Below are 19,193 nucleotides of genomic sequence, written 5' to 3' on the forward strand. Positions count from 1 at the left end.
TTCAGCCTCTCTGGACTGCATTTAAAAGGGCATTATTTATTTTTCAAAAATGCTTACGCGTTCTTCTTCATCAACTTCCTGAAGCTCGACGACGATTCTTTCCGAGCTTGATGTCGGTATGTTCTTGCCTACAAAGTCTGCCCTGATCGGCAATTCCCGGTGTCCTCTGTCGACCAGAACAGCAAGCTGGATGGTCGCCGGCCGGCCGATGTCAATCAATGCATCCATCGCCGCACGAACTGTCCTGCCTGTGTAAAGAACATCATCCACCAGAATCACCTTTTTATTCGAGATGTCGACTGGTATATCCGACCCTTTTACCTCAGGCTCCTTGTCATCCGTCTTTTTCGTCAAGTCATCACGATACAGGGTGATATCCAGCTCACCTACCGGGATATCTGCACCTTCGATCTCACGGATTCTTTCCGCCAGCCTTTTGGCGATATAAATTCCTCTCGTACGGATCCCGACAATGACACTGTCCTCGATCCCTTTGTTTCTTTCAATGATTTCATGGGCTATCCTCGTCAATGCCCTGCGGATTCCCTGGTTGTCGAGCACAACCGCTTTTTCAGCCATTTGTTTTCACTCCTTCTCTGTCTGTGGTATGAAAACGGAAGTTCAGCACGTCGTATGTTTCATACAAAAAACCCTCTTGTCTGTTTAGGCAAGAGGGTAAACGTGTGGTGTTAGCATGCAGCAGAGCATACATCATATGCCTGCCTGCAAATCCGTTTCCTTCTCAGCCTCACGGGACTGTCTTTAAAGGACTTATTAAACTATAGTCATCTTAAAATAGATGTTGAACTTTGTCAACAATTTTCTCTAAAATCGTTTAAAAGCTCAACGAAATATTCAGGCAGCGGAGCTTCAAATTCCAGATACTCCCCTGTCCTTGGATGATCGAAACCAAGCAGTCCAGCATGCAAGGCCTGACCGCCAAGATCGAGCGTCTTTTTCGGACCGTACTTCGGGTCTCCAGCCAGCGGATAGCCGATGTATTTCATGTGGACACGAATTTGGTGCGTCCTGCCTGTTTCAAGCTGGCACTCAACAAATGTAAAATCCTTAAACCGTTCGAGTACATTGAAATGTGTGACAGCATTTTTGCCATTATCAACCACTGTCATGCTCTGGCGGTCCTTTTGATCGCGCCCAAGCGGCGCATCGATCGTACCGTGATCATGCTGGATATTTCCATGAACGAGCGCCTTGTATTTGCGAGTAACTGTTTTAGCTACAAGCTGGTTGACCAGGCTTTCGTGGGCCATATCATTTTTTGCCACCATCAATAGACCTGAGGTATCTTTATCGATCCTGTGGACGATTCCCGGGCGAAGCACGCCATTAATGCCTGATAAATCCTTGCAATGAGCCATCAGCCCGTTAACAAGCGTCCCAGTCATATGTCCAGGAGCGGGGTGGACGACCATTCCCTTAGGCTTATTCACAACAAGAACATCTGCATCCTCATAAAAGATCTCAAGATCCATTTCCTCAGCGATTACATCCAGGACTTCTGGCTCTGGAATGATGATTTCAAGCTGATCATTCAAGCTGCATTTATAATTAGTTTTGATTTGAGCTCCATTAACAAGAACATTTCCGTCCTTGATCCATTGCTGCACCTGGCTCCTCGACCAGTCTGCTTCAAGTGTCGAAACTACTTTATCTATTCTGTCACCAGCCTGTTCCTCACTGATGATGTGTTCCATTTTCTCCATAAGCTTTTCTTTTCGCCTCTCTCTCTTCCCTGATCATGTCAATCATCAGCAATCCTACACCGATTACCAGCGCAGAATCCGCGATATTGAAGATAGGGAAATCGTATCCGAAGATATAGGTGTTGATGAAATCGACAACTTCCTTTCGGTATACCCTGTCGATAAAATTCCCAATCGCCCCGCCCAGCATGAAACCAAGCGAAATACCAAGCAGAAGTTTGCCTTTAGCTGCCTTTTGAATATAGACGACAAGGCCAATCACTACAATGATGGTAATGACATAGAAGAACCACATTTGTCCCTGCAGGATTCCCCATGCAGCACCACGGTTACGGTGCGAAGTAATATACAAAAAGTTCTCTATGACCTTTATGCTCTCTCCAAGCTCCATATTTTTGACTATAAACCATTTAGTAACCTGGTCAAGCAAGATAACAAACAGTGCAATTATGTAATAAAACACAAAGGTAACCTCCACATCAATTCATTACCTTTGAATTTTAGCACATATAAGATCAAAACGACAGATTTTATAAATTTTAGTAAGAAAACACCTACTAACAGCAATGTTCTACTTGAAAATAGTGATTAGGATCTTAATTTTTAACAGAAAATGAACCTTCAAAATGGTTTATTTCCGATGTATCCATTTTTATAGCGAAAATTTATTTTTTATAGCGAAAAAATTTATTTTATAGCGACTTTTTCCTTTTTATAGCGAAAAAATATGTTTTATAGCGACTTTTTTTCTTTTATAGCGAATTGGAAATTTTCAATGATTTTTTCCAGTACAGTTTGTGTGGAAATATAATTCTAAGTTTCAAAGTGCATTTTTATATGATCTCTTTTTGCGGGACCAAATTTAATCTTAATAAAACTCAGGAATAGATGGGCTTCCGGTAGTATTGTTCGATTTGGTCTAACTCCACAGCTGACCTAGCTGTAGGAATTCTCTGCAAAAACTCATAGGGTAAATATTCTCCAGATATCTCGCACTTCCCATATTCACCAAATTCCATTTTCTCCAATGCTGTTTCTATGTCGTTTAATTCATCAACAATGTATTGCAAAATCCTCTCATCTTTCTGGCCGTGATTCAGGTACGCTAACAATTCTGTTCTCGTTTCGCGGAGCTCATTGTAAATGTAATCAAGATTACCTTCCATGTATCTGCCCCCGTTCCTGTTTACAGCTATTATTTCCACAGGCTTCAGGCTGACTCAGCTAAACTTTTTACATGTACTGCAGGATTTCCCAAGCATAAAAAAACTCCGGGACAAAAACCCGAAGTTCGAAAATGGATTAGTAATTTTCTTTTACAACAGTTGCACAGCGTTCACATAATGTTGGATGTTCTTCGACTTTGCCGACTTCTGGTGTAACAACCCAGCATCTTTCACAAGTTTCACCTTCAGCTTTTGTAACAACAATCGCTGCACTGTCAAGCTTGATCGCATTGTCAGGAGCCTGGTCGTAGTTTCCTGCCACTTCAAACCCTGAAACAATGAACAGCTGGCTTAAGTTTTCAGAGATTGAATCCAGAAGCTCTTTTGTGCTGTCGTTTACGTATAGCGACACTTTTGCAGTCAGGGACTTACCGATGACCTTCTGATTCCTTGCTTCTTCAAGAGCCTTTAGGACATCGTCACGAAGCTTCATGAATGCATTCCACTTGTTTTCAAGTGCTTCTGCATTGGCGATTTCCTTAGCTTCAGGCATATCTGTCAGCTGGACGCTGTCTTCCTTTGCTGAAGGGATGAATCCCCAAACCTCATCAGCTGTATGCGAAAGGATCGGTGCAGTCAACTTCACCAACGCAAGCAAGCTTTCATGCAACACAGTCTGGATAGCTCGTCGCTCAGAGTTATCTGCAGCTTCGATATAAAGGACATCCTTTGCAAAATCAAGATAGAAAGAGCTCAGATCCAAAGTACAGAAGTTGTTTACCGCATGGTATACACCTGCAAACTCGTAATTGTCATACGCATTGCGGACATATTTGGTCAATTTGTTCAGCTTCACGAGCATGAACTGATCCACTTCGCGCAGCTCGTCGAATGGCACTGCATCTGTTTCAGGATTGAAATCAGAAAGGTTGCCAAGCAAGAATCTGAATGTGTTACGAATTTTACGATACACTTCAGCAACCTGCTTCAGGATCGCGTCCGAAACACGTACATCTGATTGATAATCGACGGATGCAACCCAGAGACGCAGGATATCGGCACCCAATTGGTTCATAACCTTCGCAGGAACGACAACGTTACCAATAGACTTGCTCATCTTTCGGCCTTCGCCATCAAGTGCGAAACCGTGGCTCAGGACACCTTTGTAAGGTGCTTTCCCTGTTACTGCAACTGCTGTTGATAATGATGAGTTGAACCAGCCGCGGTATTGGTCAGATCCTTCAAGATAAAGGTCGGCTGGACGCTGAAGGTCATCACGCTCTACCAGAACTGCCTGGTGGGATGAACCTGAGTCGAACCAAACATCCATAATGTCCGTTTCTTTCGTAAACTGGCCATTAGGGCTGCCAGGGTGGCTAAAGCCTTCAGGAAGCAATTCTTTCGCTTCTTTTTCAAACCAGATATTTGATCCATGCTCACGGAAAAGGTTTGAAACATGTTCGATTGTTTCATCCGTAATGATTTCCTCTCCGTTCTCAGCGTAGAATACCGGAATCGGAACGCCCCATGCGCGCTGACGGGAAATACACCAGTCGCCACGGTCACGTACCATATTGAATAGTCTAGTTTCACCCCAAGCCGGAACCCATTTTGTTTCTTCAACCGCTTTTAACAATTCTCCGCGGAAATCCTTGATTGACGCAAACCACTGTGCCGTTGCACGGAAGATGACAGGTTTCTTTGTTCTCCAGTCATGAGGATAGGAGTGACTGATGAAGCTTAGCTTCAGTAAGGCACCTGCTTCTTCTAGCTTTTCTGTGATTGGCTTGTTTGCCTGATCATAGAATAAACCTTCAAAGCCTTCAGCCTCAGCTGTCATAACACCTTTGTCATCAACAGGGCATAAAACTTCAAGGCCATACTTCTGGCCAACATGGAAGTCATCTTCCCCGTGTCCAGGTGCAGTGTGGACACATCCTGTACCAGCATCGGTCGTTACATGGTCACCTAGCATGACTAAGGAATCGCGACCGTACAATGGATGCTTTGCAAGAACACCTTCAAGCTCTTTACCAGCAACTTTCTTAACGGTAGATACATTCTCCCAGCCGATTTCATTTGTAACTGATTCGAGAAGTTCTTCAGCCACAAGGAACTTTCTTCCGTCTGCTTCAACAACAACATAAATCAATTCAGGATGTACAGAAATTCCAAGGTTAGCTGGGATCGTCCATGGAGTAGTCGTCCAGATGACGATTTCTACATCCTGGTCAAGAACTCCTTTGCCGTCTTTCACAGGGAATCCAACATAAATGGATGCAGAACGCTTATCCTGATACTCAATTTCAGCTTCTGCAAGAGCAGATTCACTTGACGGTGACCAGTAAACTGGCTTTTTCCCTTTGTAGATGTATCCTTTTTTGGCCATCTCGCCGAATACTTTGATTTGCTGTGCTTCATATTCAGGCTTCAAAGTGATATAAGGATTTTCCCAATCACCTCTCACTCCCAGACGCTTGAACTGTTCACGCTGGTTGTTGATCTGCTCATAAGCATACTCTTCACATAGCTTCCTGAACTCAGCTACCGTCATTTCCTTTCGTTTTACGCCCTTGTTCGTCAATGCCTGCTCGATTGGCAATCCATGAGTATCCCAGCCAGGTACATATGGCGAACTAAATCCGCTCATTGATTTATAACGGACGATAAAGTCCTTTAGGATTTTATTAAGTGCGTGCCCCATATGGATATCTCCATTAGCGTATGGAGGTCCGTCATGCAGGATGAAAAGCGGCCGTCCTTCAGTGTGCTTTTGAACCTTTTCATAAATATTCATTTCTTCCCATTTTGCCTGAATTTCAGGTTCCCTGTTCGGCAGATTTCCGCGCATTGGAAACTCGGTCTTCGGCATGAGCAAAGTATCTTTGTACTCCATTCTATTGATCCTCCTAATTTTACCGTTGCAATCATGAAATAATACGATTTCAGAAAACAAAAAAACCTTCTCATCCCTGAAAAGGGACGAGAAGGTTTATATTCCCGCGGTACCACCCTAAATAGACAAGAATTCATGATTCTGTCCTCTTAGCATTCTTAACGCGAATGTCACGCCTGTGCTTACTGATCCTTAAAGGATGTTCAGCTCGGAACTATCGGGTGATCTTCTGGCTAACCGCTTGCAATGGGCTTCCACCTTCCCCATTTCGCTGAAAAGCAAGCAACTGGAACGCCATACTGTCCCTGTCATCGTTTCTGTCATGTATTGCACTTTGTTATGAAATTATATGCGAAATAATGTCCCCGCGTCAAGCCAGTGAATCTTCTTCTTCTCTTGCAGCAGCCTTCAATTCTGTTGAATCCAATTCATATTCAAGCAGATGATCCCAATCATCGGTATTCAGCATATCAAGCTGCGCCTCGATCAGCATCTTGAACCTTGTTCTGAAAACTTTTGACTGCTTCTTCAATTCTTCAATTTCAAGGGCGATTTTCCGTGCCTTTGATAAGGATTCGTTGATGATCCTGTCAGCGTTCTTTTCGGCTTCCTTGACGATCAGCTTTGCTTCCTTTTGTGCATTGCGGCGGACTTCTTCCCCGGCTTCCTGGGCAATGACGATTGATTTATTCAAGGTTTCTTCTATATTTGTAAAATGGCCAAGCCTGGAATTCATTTCATTCAGCTTTTCTTCCATTTCTTTTTTCTCACGGATAATTAGTTCATAGTCCTTGATCACCTGGTCAAGAAACTCATTTACTTCATCTTCATCATACCCGCGAAATCCCTTATTAAATTCTTTGTTGTGTATATCTAACGGCGTTAAAGGCATGACGCCACCTCCCATTAAGTTATAATCCTTTATGTACTTAAAGCAATGATTCGACAAATAAACTAAAAATCCTTCTTCTATTACTATATAATTATTTTTTTCTCCCGGCAATAACTCGATATTTATCTTTTTTTGTTTTCCCTTCAATTGTGATAATTTTCGCACGCCCGTAACCACGTGCGGAAATGACATCACCTTCACCGCATTCAAAAGCAGTATTTTCAACCGCAGTCCAGTTAACCTTTACCTGGCCATGCTGTATGAGAAGCTGGGATTTTTGCCTGGATACATTGAATAGAGCGGACATGACAGTATCTAGCCGCATTGAGGAAACAGTAGTGGTCATTTCATTCCATTCCTCAGCAATACCAACAGCTTTTTCAAGCGGAAGCTCTGACAAGCCAATCGAAGCTCTGCCAATAGATTCTAATTGAAGCCCGATGTAGTCGGCGATTTCCTCTGCTGCGAAAAATTGCACTGTATCCCCTTCAATCAGGATATCCCCAAATTTCCCGCGCTTCAAGCCAAGTGACATTAGGCTGCCCAGGACTTGGCGGTGTTCAATATTCACAAATTTCTTTGCATAATCAATTCCAAAAAGCTTGACCTGAAAATCATCTTCTTTAACTTCCAAATACTCTGGAAAAAGAAATGCCCGTTTTCTCTCGGTACCTGGTGCACCGCCAAACAGCTCCCACTTAACATCGGGATGCTTGCCGATGACAGTAGACAAGATTTGCTGCTCCCTCGGATCCAAAAAATCCGTCAGTTTCGGAGCATAATTTCGTTCAACATACTCTTTCCAGTTAATGACCTGATCGATAAATTCCCGTTCCTCAGGACGGAAATGCTGGTAAATACTCATTTACGTTCTCCTTTTACACTTAAACATTTAGAAAAATAAGCAGGGCCTGATTTAGACCCTGCTTAGTTAGAACCATAATGCTAGTTGCCTTAATCCATCTACAGCAAAACGCAACACCAGGAAAGCAACGATTGGCGAAATATCAATCATGCCGATTGAAGGGACGATCCTTCTGAAAGGCTCCAGGAATGGTTCGCAAATACGTGCTAAAAATTGTCCTATTGCTGTTTCTCTGGCATTAGGGAACCATGACATGAAAATATAAATAATCAGGGCCCACTGATAAATACTGACTAGCTGAGCTATTATGCCTATTACTAAATCCATTTACTCTACCACCTCGACTCTTGGTAATCCCGCTCCTGCATCAGCTCAGAAATATTTCCTGTTACTTCAACATTATCCGGGGTACATAAGAAGATATTCATGCCGATCCGCTGGATATCCCCGCTGATCGCATATACAGTTCCGCTGAGGAAATCTACGATACGCCTTGCCTGATCCTGTTCGATGCGCTGCAGGTTCACGACGACTGCGCGGCGATTTTTTAAATGATCAGCAATATCCTGTGCTTCCGCATACATTCTAGGTTCCATCAGGATTACTTTCGAAGACTTTTGCACACTCTGCAGGCTTACTACATTCTGTTTTTGCTGAACAGGCTGTTTATTGGGCTTAAATGGCTCAGCTTCTTCCTCGAGCATTTCCTCATCATTATAGTCATATTCATCTTCCAGGAAAAAAAATGTCTTAATTTTTGATTTTAAGCTCATATTAATGCACCTCCGATTCATTGCCTACCAAGGCAGTGCCAATTCGCACCATTGTTGATCCTTCTTCAACAGCTATTTGAAAGTCATTTGACATTCCCATTGACAGTTCATTACATGGTGCAAATTCAAGTTTCAGCGATTGTATATCTGCTTGCAGCCTTTTCATTGTCCTGAAGCAATTCCTGATCAATTGCTCATCCTCTGTAAAAGGGGCCATCGTCATCAATCCGCTGATTTCAATATTGGAAAACTGCTTCAGTTCCTGTACAAAACCAATGACATCATCCGGTCTTAAACCATGCTTGCTCTCTTCGCCGGATGCATTGACCTGGATCAGACATCTCACTTTTGAATTTGATCGCTTATTGATTTCCTTTGCAAGTGACAGCCTGTCCAATGAATGGATATATGTAACATGCTCAATGATGTTTTTCACTTTTCTCGTTTGCAGCGACCCGATAAAATGCCAGACTGGCTCGTCCCCTAATTCGCCAATTTTATGAAGCAGTCCTTCATCCCGATTTTCGCCAAAATGGGTGACCCCAGCATCCATGGCTTCCTGTGCCCGTTCTGGTGAAACATATTTAGTCACCGCGATGATTTTGACCTCTTCTGGATTGCGCCCGGCTTTTTCACAGGCATCTGCTATTTGATTCTGGATAACCTCCAGATTTTCTCTGACTTTCATTATGGATGGCTATCCTCCTTCCAGCCGATATAAGCCATCATTCGGCCTGCATTACCCTTATCCCGTCTATGGGAATAGAAATGCTCACTATGACAGCTAGTGCAATAATCGGTCACATGTACATTCCCGTCTTCTACTCCTGTCTTTAACAGGATCTGACGGTTCAATTCCTTTAGATCGAGAGAATATTGACCTTCACTAACTTGATTATATGGTACTTTGTCGACACCATCTAGTATATTTTTCACTAAATTGATGACTCTCTCATCAACAATATAACATTTTTTGCATATTGATGGGCCAATAATGGCAGAAATTTTTTCTATTTTTGCGCCATTTTGCTGAAATTTGCTGATCATCTCCGCCGCAATACCGTGAACAGTGCCTTTCCATCCAGCGTGAGCGACCCCGATCAGCCTTGTCTCCGGTTCGATAAAATAAAGCGGTACACAGTCTGCATAACAAAGCGTAAGCAGTATTCCTTGCTCATCTGTCAAAAAGCCATCCGTTCTTGAAAAAGAAGTATCATAGGCTGTTGAGCCTCTTCCTTGATCTGATTTTCCGATTTTGGCGATGATGATATCATGAGTTTGTTCCGCTCCAACCCAGCTGGAAAGTGGAAATTCGATCTTATCGGACAGCAGGAGACGATTTTCGCAAACGGCATTCTGATCGTCTCCTACATGGAAGCCGAAGTTCAAACCCGAAAAAGCATCCTGCTGGCTCACACCACCGTTCTTCGTCGTGAAACCAGCCTCAAGTCCAGGATAGCGTTCCATCCACTCTTTAATTTTAAAATATTCCTGGCTTTCTAAGATGAATGGCTCCATATTTTTACCCCACACGTTTTTGTCTAGTTTATCACATACAAACCGCAATACAACAGTATTACGATGTTACTCATCACCGTCATTTTTCTGTGGCAGATAGCCCCCGCTGTCTTTATACCGGACTAAAATGACATCTTCACCTATTTTCAGTATATTTGTCCAGGGAATTACAACCTCATCTTCCTTTCCGAAGAATCCCAGCACCTTACCTGAACTCCCAATCACAACAGCTTCGATTTTACCCGTATTTAAATTAATTTCAAAATCCTCTATATTACCAAGCCTTTTTCCATCCGAGACATTCACAACATCCTTAACTTGAAATTCTGTCACCTTAACCATATAGATCCCTCCGGATTTCGCTTTGGCATTAATTAGCCCTTATATAAAATATATGAAGGGGAAACAGATGTATGAATTACTTCCGTGGATCTTGAATATTAAGGATAGGTCCTCTTTGAAAATGACCTGAACGAACCGACATAGGATAAAGAACAAAAAGCGCAAGCGCCTCGTTCAGCCCCGACAAGCGCTGGAGGTCCGCCCAATGAAGTCGTTCTTTGACTTCAATGGGCGGATCGAAGCGACTCGAGGGGCTAGGCGCTGAAGCTGGATTAAGAAAACTACATGCAGTTATCCACACCTAAATAATTTTATAATTTCCTTAACTATAAAAAAAGCTGCCAAATGGCAGCTTAGCTTTGGATATTTTTATTCATTTGTTTGATGGCTGCTTTTTCAAGTCGGGACACCTGGGCTTGCGAGATGCCGATTTCATCGGCAACCTCCATTTGTGTCTTACCCTGGAAGAATCTCTTCCTTAGGATCAACTTTTCACGCTCATTCAGGCGTCTCATACCTTCCTTCAAGGCTATTTCTTCTATCCAGTTTGTATCCTTATTCCGTTCATCACTTAGCTGGTCCATCACATAGATTGGATCTCCGCCATCATTATAGATCGGTTCAAATAACGATACTGGATCCTGAATCGCATCTAGAGCGAAGACAATTTCCTCGTGAGGTACCTCTAGAACCTTGGCGATTTCTTCCGCAGTCGGTTCCCTTGATGCCTCACTCATCAGCCTTTCACGTACCTGAAGCGCTTTATAGGCTATATCCCTTAATGAGCGTGAGACTCTGATTGGATTATTATCTCTTAAATACCGTCTGATTTCTCCGATGATCATCGGGACGGCATAGGTGGAAAACTTAACATTTTGTCCGAGATCAAAATTATCAATGGACTTCATAAGGCCTATACATCCGACCTGAAATAGGTCATCGACAAACTCGCCCCGGTTGTTAAAACGCTGGATTACACTTAAAACAAGCCTCAGGTTCCCATTCACAAGTTTCTCTCTTGCTGTGATGTCACCGCTTTGCATTTCTCTAAAAAGTTTTCTCATTTCCTCGTTTTTAAGAACGGGAAGCTTTGATGTATCAACACCGCAAATTTCAACTTTGTTTCGTGTCAATCTTTTCCCTCCTCACAGGAGCTGCTGTCAAAAATCAGTATCTCCGCAAGAAGGAAAAATATGCACTATTTACCTAAAGCCTGGACTGGATTCAGGAAGAATCAGCCAGGAAAACCGCCAAGTTATCACTTTTAACCGAGAGAAAAATTTTTTATAGAAAATTTTTCTGCTATACCATTTTATTGAATTCTTTACGCAAACGTTTGATGATTCTTTTTTCCAGACGTGAAATATAAGATTGTGAAATCCCTAGCATATCCGCTACATCCTTTTGTGTCTTTTCCTCGCCGCTGCCAAGACCAAAACGCAATTCCATGATTTGCTTTTCACGATCAGAAAGCTGCTGCAGCGCTTTAACCAGCAATTTTTTATCCACATTGGACTCGAGATCTTTTGTAATTATATCGTCATCGGTTCCAAGAACATCAGATAAAAGCAGTTCATTTCCATCCCAATCAATATTCAAAGGCTCGTCAAAGGAAACTTCCGAGCGCAGTTTATTATTCCTTCGCAAATACATCAAAATTTCATTTTCAATACATCTGGAGGCATAGGTTGCCAGCTTGATTTTCTTCTCAGGATTGAACGTATTGACTGCCTTAATCAAACCGATTGTTCCGATACTGATTAAGTCTTCAATGTTGATGCCCGTGTTTTCGAATTTACGCGCGATATAGACAACGAGTCTCAAATTCCTTTCGATGAGAATTGACCTTGCCGCTTTATCCCCATTAGGAAGTTTGTTCAAAAGCACTTCTTCCTCTTCTTTCGTTAAAGGAGGTGGCAATGCTTCGCTACCGCCGATATAATATATTTCATCTGTTTTCAAGCCCAGTTTCATTAATAATTTATACCAGTAATAGGATATCCGAAGCCGCAAATTTTTCATTGATTGTCCTCCTTCTAAATTATGTATTTCTGAGTATAGTAATATTAGCTTACCTTCACCGTTGGCTCTTGTTTTGCCATCCCTGCCATCATTTTTGGATGGATAATACATTGAAAACTGCCATCAGCCGAAAGTTCCTGCACAGTAAAAGATATTAACCCCTTTTCTGCAATATAAGTTCCTTCGTCTGTAGTGATCTTGATCTTGTCAGGATTAAAGGCAATGATTAACTGATGCTCTTGTCCGACTACCTTGCATGGAATGATTCTCATTCGATTTTCCAGCTGCTGGGAAAAAACCTCTTCACCTGACAAAACACAATCGGGATTTTCAGCAATTTTTTTGATTTCACTTGGCATACTCTCCAAACAGTCTGCTATGGATAATATCATAACTGGCATTTTTGAGATTGGATCATAAAGCTGGTTGCCGCTATCTATCAATCCTTTAAGGCTAAAATCCATCTCCATGAACTGCACTTCAACTTTTGCCAGTGATTCATATTGAATCTTTGTCATTTCGAATTGTTCAATATTTCTCCTCGAAAAATGCCAGGCGAGCGGAAACCCCAGCAATACAAACAGCCAACTGATTGGATCGCCAAACCCTTTAATATGGTTCATCGCCACATTCGATGCCAGGTTCATATCGAACTGGATAAAGTAATGCACCCCAGTCAAGGTGCCTCCAAGCAGAAAGGTCGTTACATAAAAAGTCATGAGTGCTTTTATGAAAAAACGTAATCTTTTATAGCCAAAAGCTGCCAGGACCATCAATATCGAAAAGAACAGTTTTCCCGCTGGGTGCCCCGCTGCAGCATGAAACGGAGTAATTGATAATATAATGAGCAGTGAACCTATAGCCCCTCCCGCACATAGCCGCCAGAGCTTAACCTGTCTTTTCAGGATAATGGCAGTCAAGTAGAGTAGGAACGTATCAAATAATAAATTCAATGCCCAGATGACATCCAGATAGACCTTCACCTCTCATCCTCCTATGAAAAGCGCAAGCGCCTTGGTCAGCCCCGACAAGCGTTGGAGGACCGACCAGTGAAGTCGTTCTTTGACTTCATTGGGCGGACCGAAACGTCTCGAGGGGCTAGGCGCTGGAGCTAGACACTAATTTAAGTGTAAACTCTATAGGCTTTTACAGGTACAGAATTCGCATGCGCCTGTTCTACCGCTGTAGGTGCTATGCCAGAGTCAAACTCCGATTCTTCATCCCTATTGCCTGAAATGATCAAGCATGCCAACCTATTTAACGGTCCAATCTGGCAAACCGCCCAAACTACTTTGGGGATAAAAACCATCTGGCGCCAAGCAAAGCAAGATTAGCAACCACTGTTGAAGCACGTGATGACCGATTACATCTTGCTCTATCATTCTGTTACGGAAAAGTATATCGTCATTGGGCTATGAAGTGTGTCATAATCTGGCACCAAAACAACAGAGATTTTCACTTTTCCCTTCGGATTTTGTCAATTTTCAGATTATTAACTTTAGGAATACTGTTGCTTGAATTTTTAGTAGGCCATCTATTCCTAAAGGGTATTGTTTAGTAGATTTCTAAAAAACATAAAAAGGGCATAGCCATTTTGGCTATGCCCTGCTGAAGTATAAATTAGCGTCTTCTGTTACGATTGCGCAGGAATGTTGGGATATCAAGAGCATCATCGCCTTGTGGAGACTGATTGCTTCTTGGTGCTTCCTGCTGGATTTCTTCACGTTTAGGCTGTTCGCGCTTGATCGCACCCATACCTGGCTTTTGCTGTCCTCCAAAACCTGGTCTTGTCGGTTTAGGCTGGACGACTTCCTCATTGAAGCCTGTTGCAATCACCGTTACGATAATTTCATCTTTTAAGCTTTCATTGATGACAGAACCGAAGATCATATTTACATCCTGATCTGAAGCTGTGGCGACGATGTCAGCAGCTTCTTGTACCTCGTATAAGCTAAGGTTCGTTCCGCCAGTGATATTCATAAGAACACCTTGAGCACCATCAAGTGATGTTTCAAGCAACGGTGAGGAAATAGCCTTTTTAGCTGCTTCAGTAGCACGGTTTTCACCCGCAGCAACGCCAATTCCCATCAACGCCGAACCCTTATTGGACATGATTGTTTTGACATCGGCAAAGTCAAGGTTGATCAAACCAGGTGTAGCGATCAGGTCTGAAATACCCTGGACACCCTGACGAAGAACATTATCCGCTTCACGGAATGCTTCAAGCATAGGTGTACTTTTGTCGACAATCTCAAGCAAGCGGTCGTTTGGAATGACGATCAGTGTGTCTACCGCTTCCTTCATTGCACCAATTCCACCGCCAGCTTGTCCAGCACGCTTGCGGCCTTCAAAAGTGAATGGGCGTGTAACTACACCTACTGTCAACGCTCCAAGATCCTTGGCGATTTGAGCGATAACTGGGGCTGCACCAGTACCTGTTCCGCCGCCCATACCGGCTGTAACGAATACCATGTCAGCGCCTTTTAGCACTTCTTCAATCTGCTCTTTGCTTTCTTCGGCAGCCTTCTTCCCTACTTCAGGATTAGCTCCTGCTCCAAGTCCGCGCGTCAACTTTGCGCCGATTTGCATTCTGATTTCAGCTTTAGAAAGGTTAAGCGCCTGTGCGTCAGTGTTGACCGCGATGAATTCTACACCTTGTACGCCGTGTTCGATCATTCGGTTAACTGCATTATTTCCGCCGCCGCCAACACCGATAACTTTTATAGTAGCAAGTGAATCTAAATTTGTATCAAATTCCAACATGACAAATCCTCCTAATTCGCCGATTTCCTGTTAGCTCTGATTACTCAAAAAAGTAGCCAAGAAATTTCTTCATTCTTGAGGTGACTTTTTCTTCAGGCTGTTTCTCAGGCTTCGATTTTGGATGCGGCTGTTTTTGAACTCTCTTTTCTTTCGGTTCCATTTCACTAAAAGCAGCTTCCATTTTCTTTCCTTTTAATTTTGCGTTTTTATAAGCAAATTGGATTAAGCCGACTGCTGTCGTGTACTGGGGTTCTCTTACGCCAATATAATCTGGAATGGCGATTCTTACCCTGCTTTGGAAAATATCCTGGGCTAGCTCCAGAACACCCTGCATATTGGCTGTTCCACCTGTCAGGACAAAACCACCTGGCAAGTCCCTTATGTTCATGTGTTTCAACTCATCCTGGACAAGGGAGAAGATTTCTTCCATTCTTGCCTCAATGATATCGGCTACTTCCAGCTGATTGAACTGCTGCTGCTGGTCGCTGCCAATAATTGAAACCTCGAATAATTCCTCTTCGGATGCATGGTCGTAAAAGGCATGTCCATGCTTCAATTTTAATTGATCCGCTTCTTCAGTTGTCGTGCGCAAACCGATTGATAAGTCCTTGGTGATATGGTCTCCTCCAACCGGGATGACAGATGTCCCTCTTAAGTGTCCGTTCTCGAACACAGCGACCGTCGAAGAACCGCCGCCGATATCAATCATCGCCACACCCATATTCTTTTCATCTTTAGAAAGTGCGAATGCCCCCGCAGCAAGCGGCTGTAGGCCGATATCCACAATTTCAAGTCCAGCACGCTCAACACAACGAAGAGTATTATGTAAGATGGTCTTTGAGCCAGTAATGATCGTTCCTTCCATTTCCAGCCTTACACCGATCATGCCTCTTGGATCATTGATCTCATCAAGACCGTCCACGATAAATTGCTTTGGAATCACGTCTATTATCTCTCGCTCAGGCGGAATCGATACCACCTGTGCAGCATCAATGACTCTCGCTACGTCCTCATTCGTGATCTCGCGATTGTCGCTGGAAACTGCAACCACGCCATGGCATGGCAACAGGGAAACATGATTGCCGGTGACACCTACAATCACCTGATTAATCTTTAAACCTATCATTCTTTCAGCTTGTTCGATTGCCCTTTTAATAGAATGAACGGTTTCATCTATATCAACAATGGAGCCCTTCCTTAACCCTTCGGACTTTACATTGCCAACACCAATTATATTTAAAGTGTCGTTGACCATTTCCCCAATGATTACCTTCACACTGGATGTACCGATGTCAAGACTGACATATATATCATTGCTGTTCATTCTGTGGCACCTCCTTCAACAATTCCTAGTGTTTGAACAACAATTTCTTGCACCTATCTAATTGCGTTTCATTTTTTAATTACATTACTTTATTCGTCACAATTAAATATTTCCCTTTTAAAATATCATTTTTTTTTCTACTTTTCAGTTGTCGTTGACCATTTTGTCAATATTATTCTCCTGATGACGGCTATATTCTGGAACAGCCTTACCCCGAAGGCAAAAACTGCTGCTAAATACAAGTCTACACCAAGATGGACACCTAGAAAAGCTAAACTTGCTGCTAATACTATATTAAAAAAGAATCCTGATACAAAAACTTTTTCATCATAAATATTTTGCAGCTGGGCGCGGATCCCTCCGAACAAAGTATCGAGGGCTGCAAGGATCGCGATTGATAAATAGTTGGAGTATTCTTCAGGAATTGTGATATCGGTCAATAGCCCAATGATTACACCGATGACCAACCCCATGATTGGAAGCCACATTATCCGTTGCCTCCCCCTTTGTCTGTTTTAACGGGTTCCATGTACCTGATCCTGATTGTATCTTGATATGGAGGTACAACCAATGCGCTCTCAGGCCTGTTTACGATCACTTCCAGATTATCGATAAAAAAATCCTCTGCTACCGTGGAAACCTTCATACGATTGTATAACTTTTCGGCTGAATCTCCATTTTCCGTAATTACCCGAACTTCAATAGGAAAACGGTTTAAAGAGTGGCCGTTGATTTTTGTCACCCTGTTTATATCCCGGATGACGGTAGTATTAATGACCCTCTCTCCATCAACAGAAACATGCTTCGCGCCATACATGTTCAATTCATTCAAAAGCCTTTTAAGCATATCTGGAGAAACCGAAGGCGGATTGTCACCCTCGACAATCAGGTTGAATGCAGGTTTAATCGTTAAAGTGATCCCCGGTCCGGTGATCTCGGTCAGTCCAGCCTCATCCTTCAATTCTGCAAGGGTTTCCCTCAGTACCTCTTCCTTGCTTTGCTGCCGCTCAGTTTCATACTTAGCTATTTTTTCTTCATTAGACCTGATTTCAAGAAGCAGCTTGGACTGTAATTCCTTCTCCTTCATTAAATCCTCACGAAGCTGCCAAGTGTCACGTGTATCCCTGACTTCTGGTTCCCTGACGGTTTGAAACTGAATGGCGACCATTAATCCAATAATTGCAGCTATAATACTGAAGCTGAGATTCTTTGGTCGGCCCAATGCATTCACCTTGCTTTCTATTAGGCCATTCCTGGTGGTTTTCATTCAATCCCATTCTAAACAGCCTGTTAACCTATTTTCTTATACGGCATTCTTTTTTGGAAAGAAAGTGATGGTTGTCATCATTTTCCCAAAATCGGATCCATTTTAAGATCTTCCTTTTCTTCTAGCGAAAAAACAATCTGGTCATTCACAAGCTGATCTTTTACCCCACCGGTAATATTGAGAGCGGAGGAAAGAACATCGGGGTCACCAATAGCAGTGATTTCAAATGGGGCAGGATGCTGGTAGCCATCAACAGTGATGACAGGGCCTGTACACAATATATATGAATTGTGGGAAATTCGCTGCCCGTTCACAGCGATAGCTGCTGCTCCTGAAATGTACAATTCATTGATCACCTTGAAAACATGATGCTCGTGGACGAGATAATTATTGATATTCTCTTCATCAGGATCGTATTCTCCATCAGCCAGAGTAACTTTTACTCCCTTGCCACTGACCTCTACCTTGCCAAGAAACATACGGTATTTCTCAGCGTCCTCAGCCATGTTAAAGAAAACCTGCGCTTCTTTGGAAAGGCTGGTCTCAATTTCCCTTACCTTTTCCTGCTTTTCATTCAGCTCTTTCTGAAGCTCACGGTTTTTTTCTTCCTGTTCTATCAAGTCGTTTCTCAGACTTAAATGCTTCTCCCATTGCCTGTCCGTCAATCCCTGGCCTTTTTCCCCCTCGTCCTGTGTGACACGGAATGAAAAAGCGACCATGAAGCCAAGTACCAGGAAAACGATTGAAAGAATTACACGATTACTGTTCACTTTCTTTTTCAATTTCAACTTCCTCAGCTTCCTCTGCTTCATATGCTTTAAAATAAGAGCCAACCTCGAGATCGATGACACCCTTTTTAGAAGGATCAAGCTGGCTGACAATTGAAGGATAGTGTGCCATTTTTTCAGAAAAAGTCCTGAGAGTAGCATTTACCTCGAAACCATCATTCATATACAGCTTAACAAGATATTTATCCGTTTTAACAGGCTGTGAGTGTATTTCTGAGATAGAATTGATGACCACTTCTGGCAGTTCCTCCAGTGAAGCAATCATTTCATCCAGGACCTTCCCTTCCTTAAAGCCTATTAAGATTGGCGCGTTGACAGGAATCTCATCAATCTGCTTTTCTCCAAGAATATTTCCATTTTCAAGGACCGGGTAAAAATTCTTCCCCTTTGAAATGTATGCAAGCCTGCTATATTCTGCCAGCTCAATGGCAACCTTATTTGGAAACTTTACGTTCACAGTAGCTTGTTTGATTTCCTGAATTTTCTCCAGCTTTTCTTCAACTTCGCCTTTGCTGATTTTCCATACATTTGACTCGAAACTTAGTCCGCTTTTTTCCACGATGTGCTCGTCGGAATAAGACTCATTTCCTGAAACAGTAATCTCTTTCACCTTGCTTAGCGGTGACTGAAAATAGATCACACCGGCTATTAATATAAAAAACATAGCCAGAAGCATGATAAGCCTGCGATTAGCTTTCTTGCGTCTTTGATGTTTTAATTTTGGAATCCGATCTTCAATTGAGACGATTTTCCTCTTGTCCATTTTCAATCCCCTCTTTATCGGCTGAACCCTTTTCCAATAAGAATAACATCTTTTTTTCTCGATCCTGCAGGTTAAAGCCATTGTTATAAT

General features: G+C 42.7%; 21 protein-coding genes and 1 other annotated feature. All 21 genes read right to left on the reverse strand.

Annotation, left to right across the window (positions count from 1 at the left end; genetic code table 11):
- Positions 1 to 36 precede the first annotated feature (36 nt).
- Positions 37 to 579: a bifunctional pyr operon transcriptional regulator/uracil phosphoribosyltransferase PyrR gene (pyrR, locus tag J7E32_RS16770; RefSeq protein ID WP_214909571.1), complete on the reverse strand. Its 543-nt coding sequence runs from the start codon at positions 577 to 579 to the stop codon at positions 37 to 39.
- Positions 580 to 812: 233 nt separating this feature from the next.
- The gene (locus J7E32_RS16775; protein ID WP_214909573.1) at positions 813 to 1,724 is read right to left on the reverse strand and encodes an RluA family pseudouridine synthase; all 912 of its coding nucleotides are present in this window, start codon (positions 1,722 to 1,724) and stop codon (positions 813 to 815) included.
- Complete coding sequence (lspA, locus tag J7E32_RS16780; RefSeq protein ID WP_214909575.1) at positions 1,696 to 2,187, reverse strand: signal peptidase II; 492 nt, start codon at positions 2,185 to 2,187, stop codon at positions 1,696 to 1,698. Before lspA ends, J7E32_RS16775 begins: the two co-directional genes overlap by 29 nt.
- Before the next feature lie 415 nt (positions 2,188 to 2,602).
- Positions 2,603 to 2,890, reverse strand: coding sequence for a TraR/DksA C4-type zinc finger protein (locus J7E32_RS16785; protein ID WP_214909577.1), 288 nt, complete (start codon positions 2,888 to 2,890; stop codon positions 2,603 to 2,605).
- A 136-nt stretch (positions 2,891 to 3,026) separates the two neighbouring features.
- Entirely contained in the window at positions 3,027 to 5,786 is a 2,760-nt protein-coding gene (ileS, locus tag J7E32_RS16790) for an isoleucine--tRNA ligase (protein ID WP_214909583.1), read from the reverse strand.
- Between the two features lie 79 nt (positions 5,787 to 5,865).
- Positions 5,866 to 6,107: a binding site (T-box leader), on the reverse strand.
- A gap of 49 nt (positions 6,108 to 6,156) precedes the next feature.
- Entirely contained in the window at positions 6,157 to 6,678 is a 522-nt protein-coding gene (locus J7E32_RS16795) for a DivIVA domain-containing protein (protein ID WP_214909585.1), read from the reverse strand.
- A 91-nt stretch (positions 6,679 to 6,769) separates the two neighbouring features.
- Positions 6,770 to 7,543 carry a YlmH family RNA-binding protein gene (locus J7E32_RS16800; protein WP_214909587.1) on the reverse strand — a complete coding sequence of 258 codons (774 nt, stop codon included), beginning with the start codon at positions 7,541 to 7,543 and terminating at the stop codon, positions 6,770 to 6,772.
- A gap of 66 nt (positions 7,544 to 7,609) precedes the next feature.
- A complete protein-coding gene (locus J7E32_RS16805) occupies positions 7,610 to 7,870 on the reverse strand; it encodes a YggT family protein (RefSeq protein WP_214909589.1) in 261 nt (86 codons plus the stop codon).
- 5 nt (positions 7,871 to 7,875) lie between these two features.
- Positions 7,876 to 8,316 carry a cell division protein SepF gene (locus J7E32_RS16810; protein WP_041966012.1) on the reverse strand — a complete coding sequence of 147 codons (441 nt, stop codon included), beginning with the start codon at positions 8,314 to 8,316 and terminating at the stop codon, positions 7,876 to 7,878.
- 1 nt (position 8,317) lies between these two features.
- The gene (locus J7E32_RS16815) at positions 8,318 to 9,004 is read right to left on the reverse strand and encodes a YggS family pyridoxal phosphate-dependent enzyme (RefSeq protein WP_214909596.1); all 687 of its coding nucleotides are present in this window, start codon (positions 9,002 to 9,004) and stop codon (positions 8,318 to 8,320) included.
- The gene (pgeF, locus tag J7E32_RS16820; protein ID WP_214909603.1) at positions 9,004 to 9,834 is read right to left on the reverse strand and encodes a peptidoglycan editing factor PgeF; all 831 of its coding nucleotides are present in this window, start codon (positions 9,832 to 9,834) and stop codon (positions 9,004 to 9,006) included. The genes J7E32_RS16815 and pgeF overlap by 1 nt, the downstream gene beginning before the upstream one ends.
- Positions 9,835 to 9,900: 66 nt before the next feature.
- Positions 9,901 to 10,176, reverse strand: a complete 276-nt coding sequence (locus tag J7E32_RS16825) for a YlmC/YmxH family sporulation protein (protein ID WP_214909605.1) — start codon at positions 10,174 to 10,176, stop codon at positions 9,901 to 9,903.
- 353 nt (positions 10,177 to 10,529) lie between these two features.
- Complete coding sequence (gene sigG / locus J7E32_RS16830) at positions 10,530 to 11,309, reverse strand: RNA polymerase sporulation sigma factor SigG (RefSeq protein ID WP_023614979.1); 780 nt, start codon at positions 11,307 to 11,309, stop codon at positions 10,530 to 10,532.
- Between the two features lie 169 nt (positions 11,310 to 11,478).
- Positions 11,479 to 12,198, reverse strand: coding sequence for an RNA polymerase sporulation sigma factor SigE (gene sigE / locus J7E32_RS16835; RefSeq protein WP_041966016.1), 720 nt, complete (start codon positions 12,196 to 12,198; stop codon positions 11,479 to 11,481).
- Positions 12,199 to 12,242: 44 nt separating this feature from the next.
- Positions 12,243 to 13,181, reverse strand: a complete 939-nt coding sequence (gene spoIIGA, locus J7E32_RS16840; protein ID WP_214909611.1) for a sigma-E processing peptidase SpoIIGA — start codon at positions 13,179 to 13,181, stop codon at positions 12,243 to 12,245.
- Positions 13,182 to 13,818: 637 nt separating this feature from the next.
- The gene (ftsZ, locus tag J7E32_RS16845) at positions 13,819 to 14,961 is read right to left on the reverse strand and encodes a cell division protein FtsZ (RefSeq protein ID WP_214909619.1); all 1,143 of its coding nucleotides are present in this window, start codon (positions 14,959 to 14,961) and stop codon (positions 13,819 to 13,821) included.
- Between the two features lie 40 nt (positions 14,962 to 15,001).
- Complete coding sequence (gene ftsA / locus J7E32_RS16850; RefSeq protein WP_214909621.1) at positions 15,002 to 16,285, reverse strand: cell division protein FtsA; 1,284 nt, start codon at positions 16,283 to 16,285, stop codon at positions 15,002 to 15,004.
- Positions 16,286 to 16,422: 137 nt separating this feature from the next.
- Positions 16,423 to 16,773, reverse strand: coding sequence for a small basic family protein (locus J7E32_RS16855; RefSeq protein ID WP_214909623.1), 351 nt, complete (start codon positions 16,771 to 16,773; stop codon positions 16,423 to 16,425).
- Complete coding sequence (locus J7E32_RS16860; RefSeq protein WP_483297615.1) at positions 16,773 to 17,507, reverse strand: DUF881 domain-containing protein; 735 nt, start codon at positions 17,505 to 17,507, stop codon at positions 16,773 to 16,775. The genes J7E32_RS16855 and J7E32_RS16860 overlap by 1 nt, the downstream gene beginning before the upstream one ends.
- 122 nt (positions 17,508 to 17,629) lie before the next feature.
- Positions 17,630 to 18,364, reverse strand: coding sequence for a DUF881 domain-containing protein (locus J7E32_RS16865; RefSeq protein ID WP_214909638.1), 735 nt, complete (start codon positions 18,362 to 18,364; stop codon positions 17,630 to 17,632).
- A complete protein-coding gene (locus J7E32_RS16870; RefSeq protein WP_214909640.1) occupies positions 18,312 to 19,103 on the reverse strand; it encodes a cell division protein FtsQ/DivIB in 792 nt (263 codons plus the stop codon). The genes J7E32_RS16865 and J7E32_RS16870 overlap by 53 nt, the downstream gene beginning before the upstream one ends.
- Positions 19,104 to 19,193 lie beyond the last annotated feature (90 nt).

It is taken from the genome of Bacillus sp. ISL-55 (genome assembly GCF_018613155.1).
Taxonomy (GTDB): Bacteria; Bacillota; Bacilli; order Bacillales; family Cytobacillaceae; genus Mesobacillus.

Excerpts from the sequence above, each read along its gene's own strand:
- pyrR (WP_214909571.1), bottom strand. The coding sequence starts at position 579 with ATGGCTGAAAAAGCGGTTGTGCTCGACAACCAGGGAATCCGCAGGGCA.
- J7E32_RS16775 (WP_214909573.1), bottom strand. The coding sequence starts at position 1,724 with ATGGAGAAAATGGAACACATCATCAGTGAGGAACAGGCTGGTGACAGA.
- J7E32_RS16785 (WP_214909577.1), bottom strand. The coding sequence starts at position 2,890 with ATGGAAGGTAATCTTGATTACATTTACAATGAGCTCCGCGAAACGAGA.
- ileS (WP_214909583.1), bottom strand. The coding sequence starts at position 5,786 with ATGGAGTACAAAGATACTTTGCTCATGCCGAAGACCGAGTTTCCAATG.
- J7E32_RS16795 (WP_214909585.1), bottom strand. The coding sequence starts at position 6,678 with ATGCCTTTAACGCCGTTAGATATACACAACAAAGAATTTAATAAGGGA.
- J7E32_RS16800 (WP_214909587.1), bottom strand. The coding sequence starts at position 7,543 with ATGAGTATTTACCAGCATTTCCGTCCTGAGGAACGGGAATTTATCGAT.
- J7E32_RS16805 (WP_214909589.1), bottom strand. The coding sequence starts at position 7,870 with ATGGATTTAGTAATAGGCATAATAGCTCAGCTAGTCAGTATTTATCAG.
- J7E32_RS16810 (WP_041966012.1), bottom strand. The coding sequence starts at position 8,316 with ATGAGCTTAAAATCAAAAATTAAGACATTTTTTTTCCTGGAAGATGAA.
- J7E32_RS16815 (WP_214909596.1), bottom strand. The coding sequence starts at position 9,004 with ATGAAAGTCAGAGAAAATCTGGAGGTTATCCAGAATCAAATAGCAGAT.
- pgeF (WP_214909603.1), bottom strand. The coding sequence starts at position 9,834 with ATGGAGCCATTCATCTTAGAAAGCCAGGAATATTTTAAAATTAAAGAG.
- J7E32_RS16825 (WP_214909605.1), bottom strand. The coding sequence starts at position 10,176 with ATGGTTAAGGTGACAGAATTTCAAGTTAAGGATGTTGTGAATGTCTCG.
- sigE (WP_041966016.1), bottom strand. The coding sequence starts at position 12,198 with ATGAAAAATTTGCGGCTTCGGATATCCTATTACTGGTATAAATTATTA.
- ftsZ (WP_214909619.1), bottom strand. The coding sequence starts at position 14,961 with ATGTTGGAATTTGATACAAATTTAGATTCACTTGCTACTATAAAAGTT.
- ftsA (WP_214909621.1), bottom strand. The coding sequence starts at position 16,285 with ATGAACAGCAATGATATATATGTCAGTCTTGACATCGGTACATCCAGT.
- J7E32_RS16855 (WP_214909623.1), bottom strand. The coding sequence starts at position 16,773 with ATGTGGCTTCCAATCATGGGGTTGGTCATCGGTGTAATCATTGGGCTA.
- J7E32_RS16865 (WP_214909638.1), bottom strand. The coding sequence starts at position 18,364 with ATGAAGCAGAGGAAGCTGAGGAAGTTGAAATTGAAAAAGAAAGTGAAC.
- J7E32_RS16870 (WP_214909640.1), bottom strand. The coding sequence starts at position 19,103 with ATGGACAAGAGGAAAATCGTCTCAATTGAAGATCGGATTCCAAAATTA.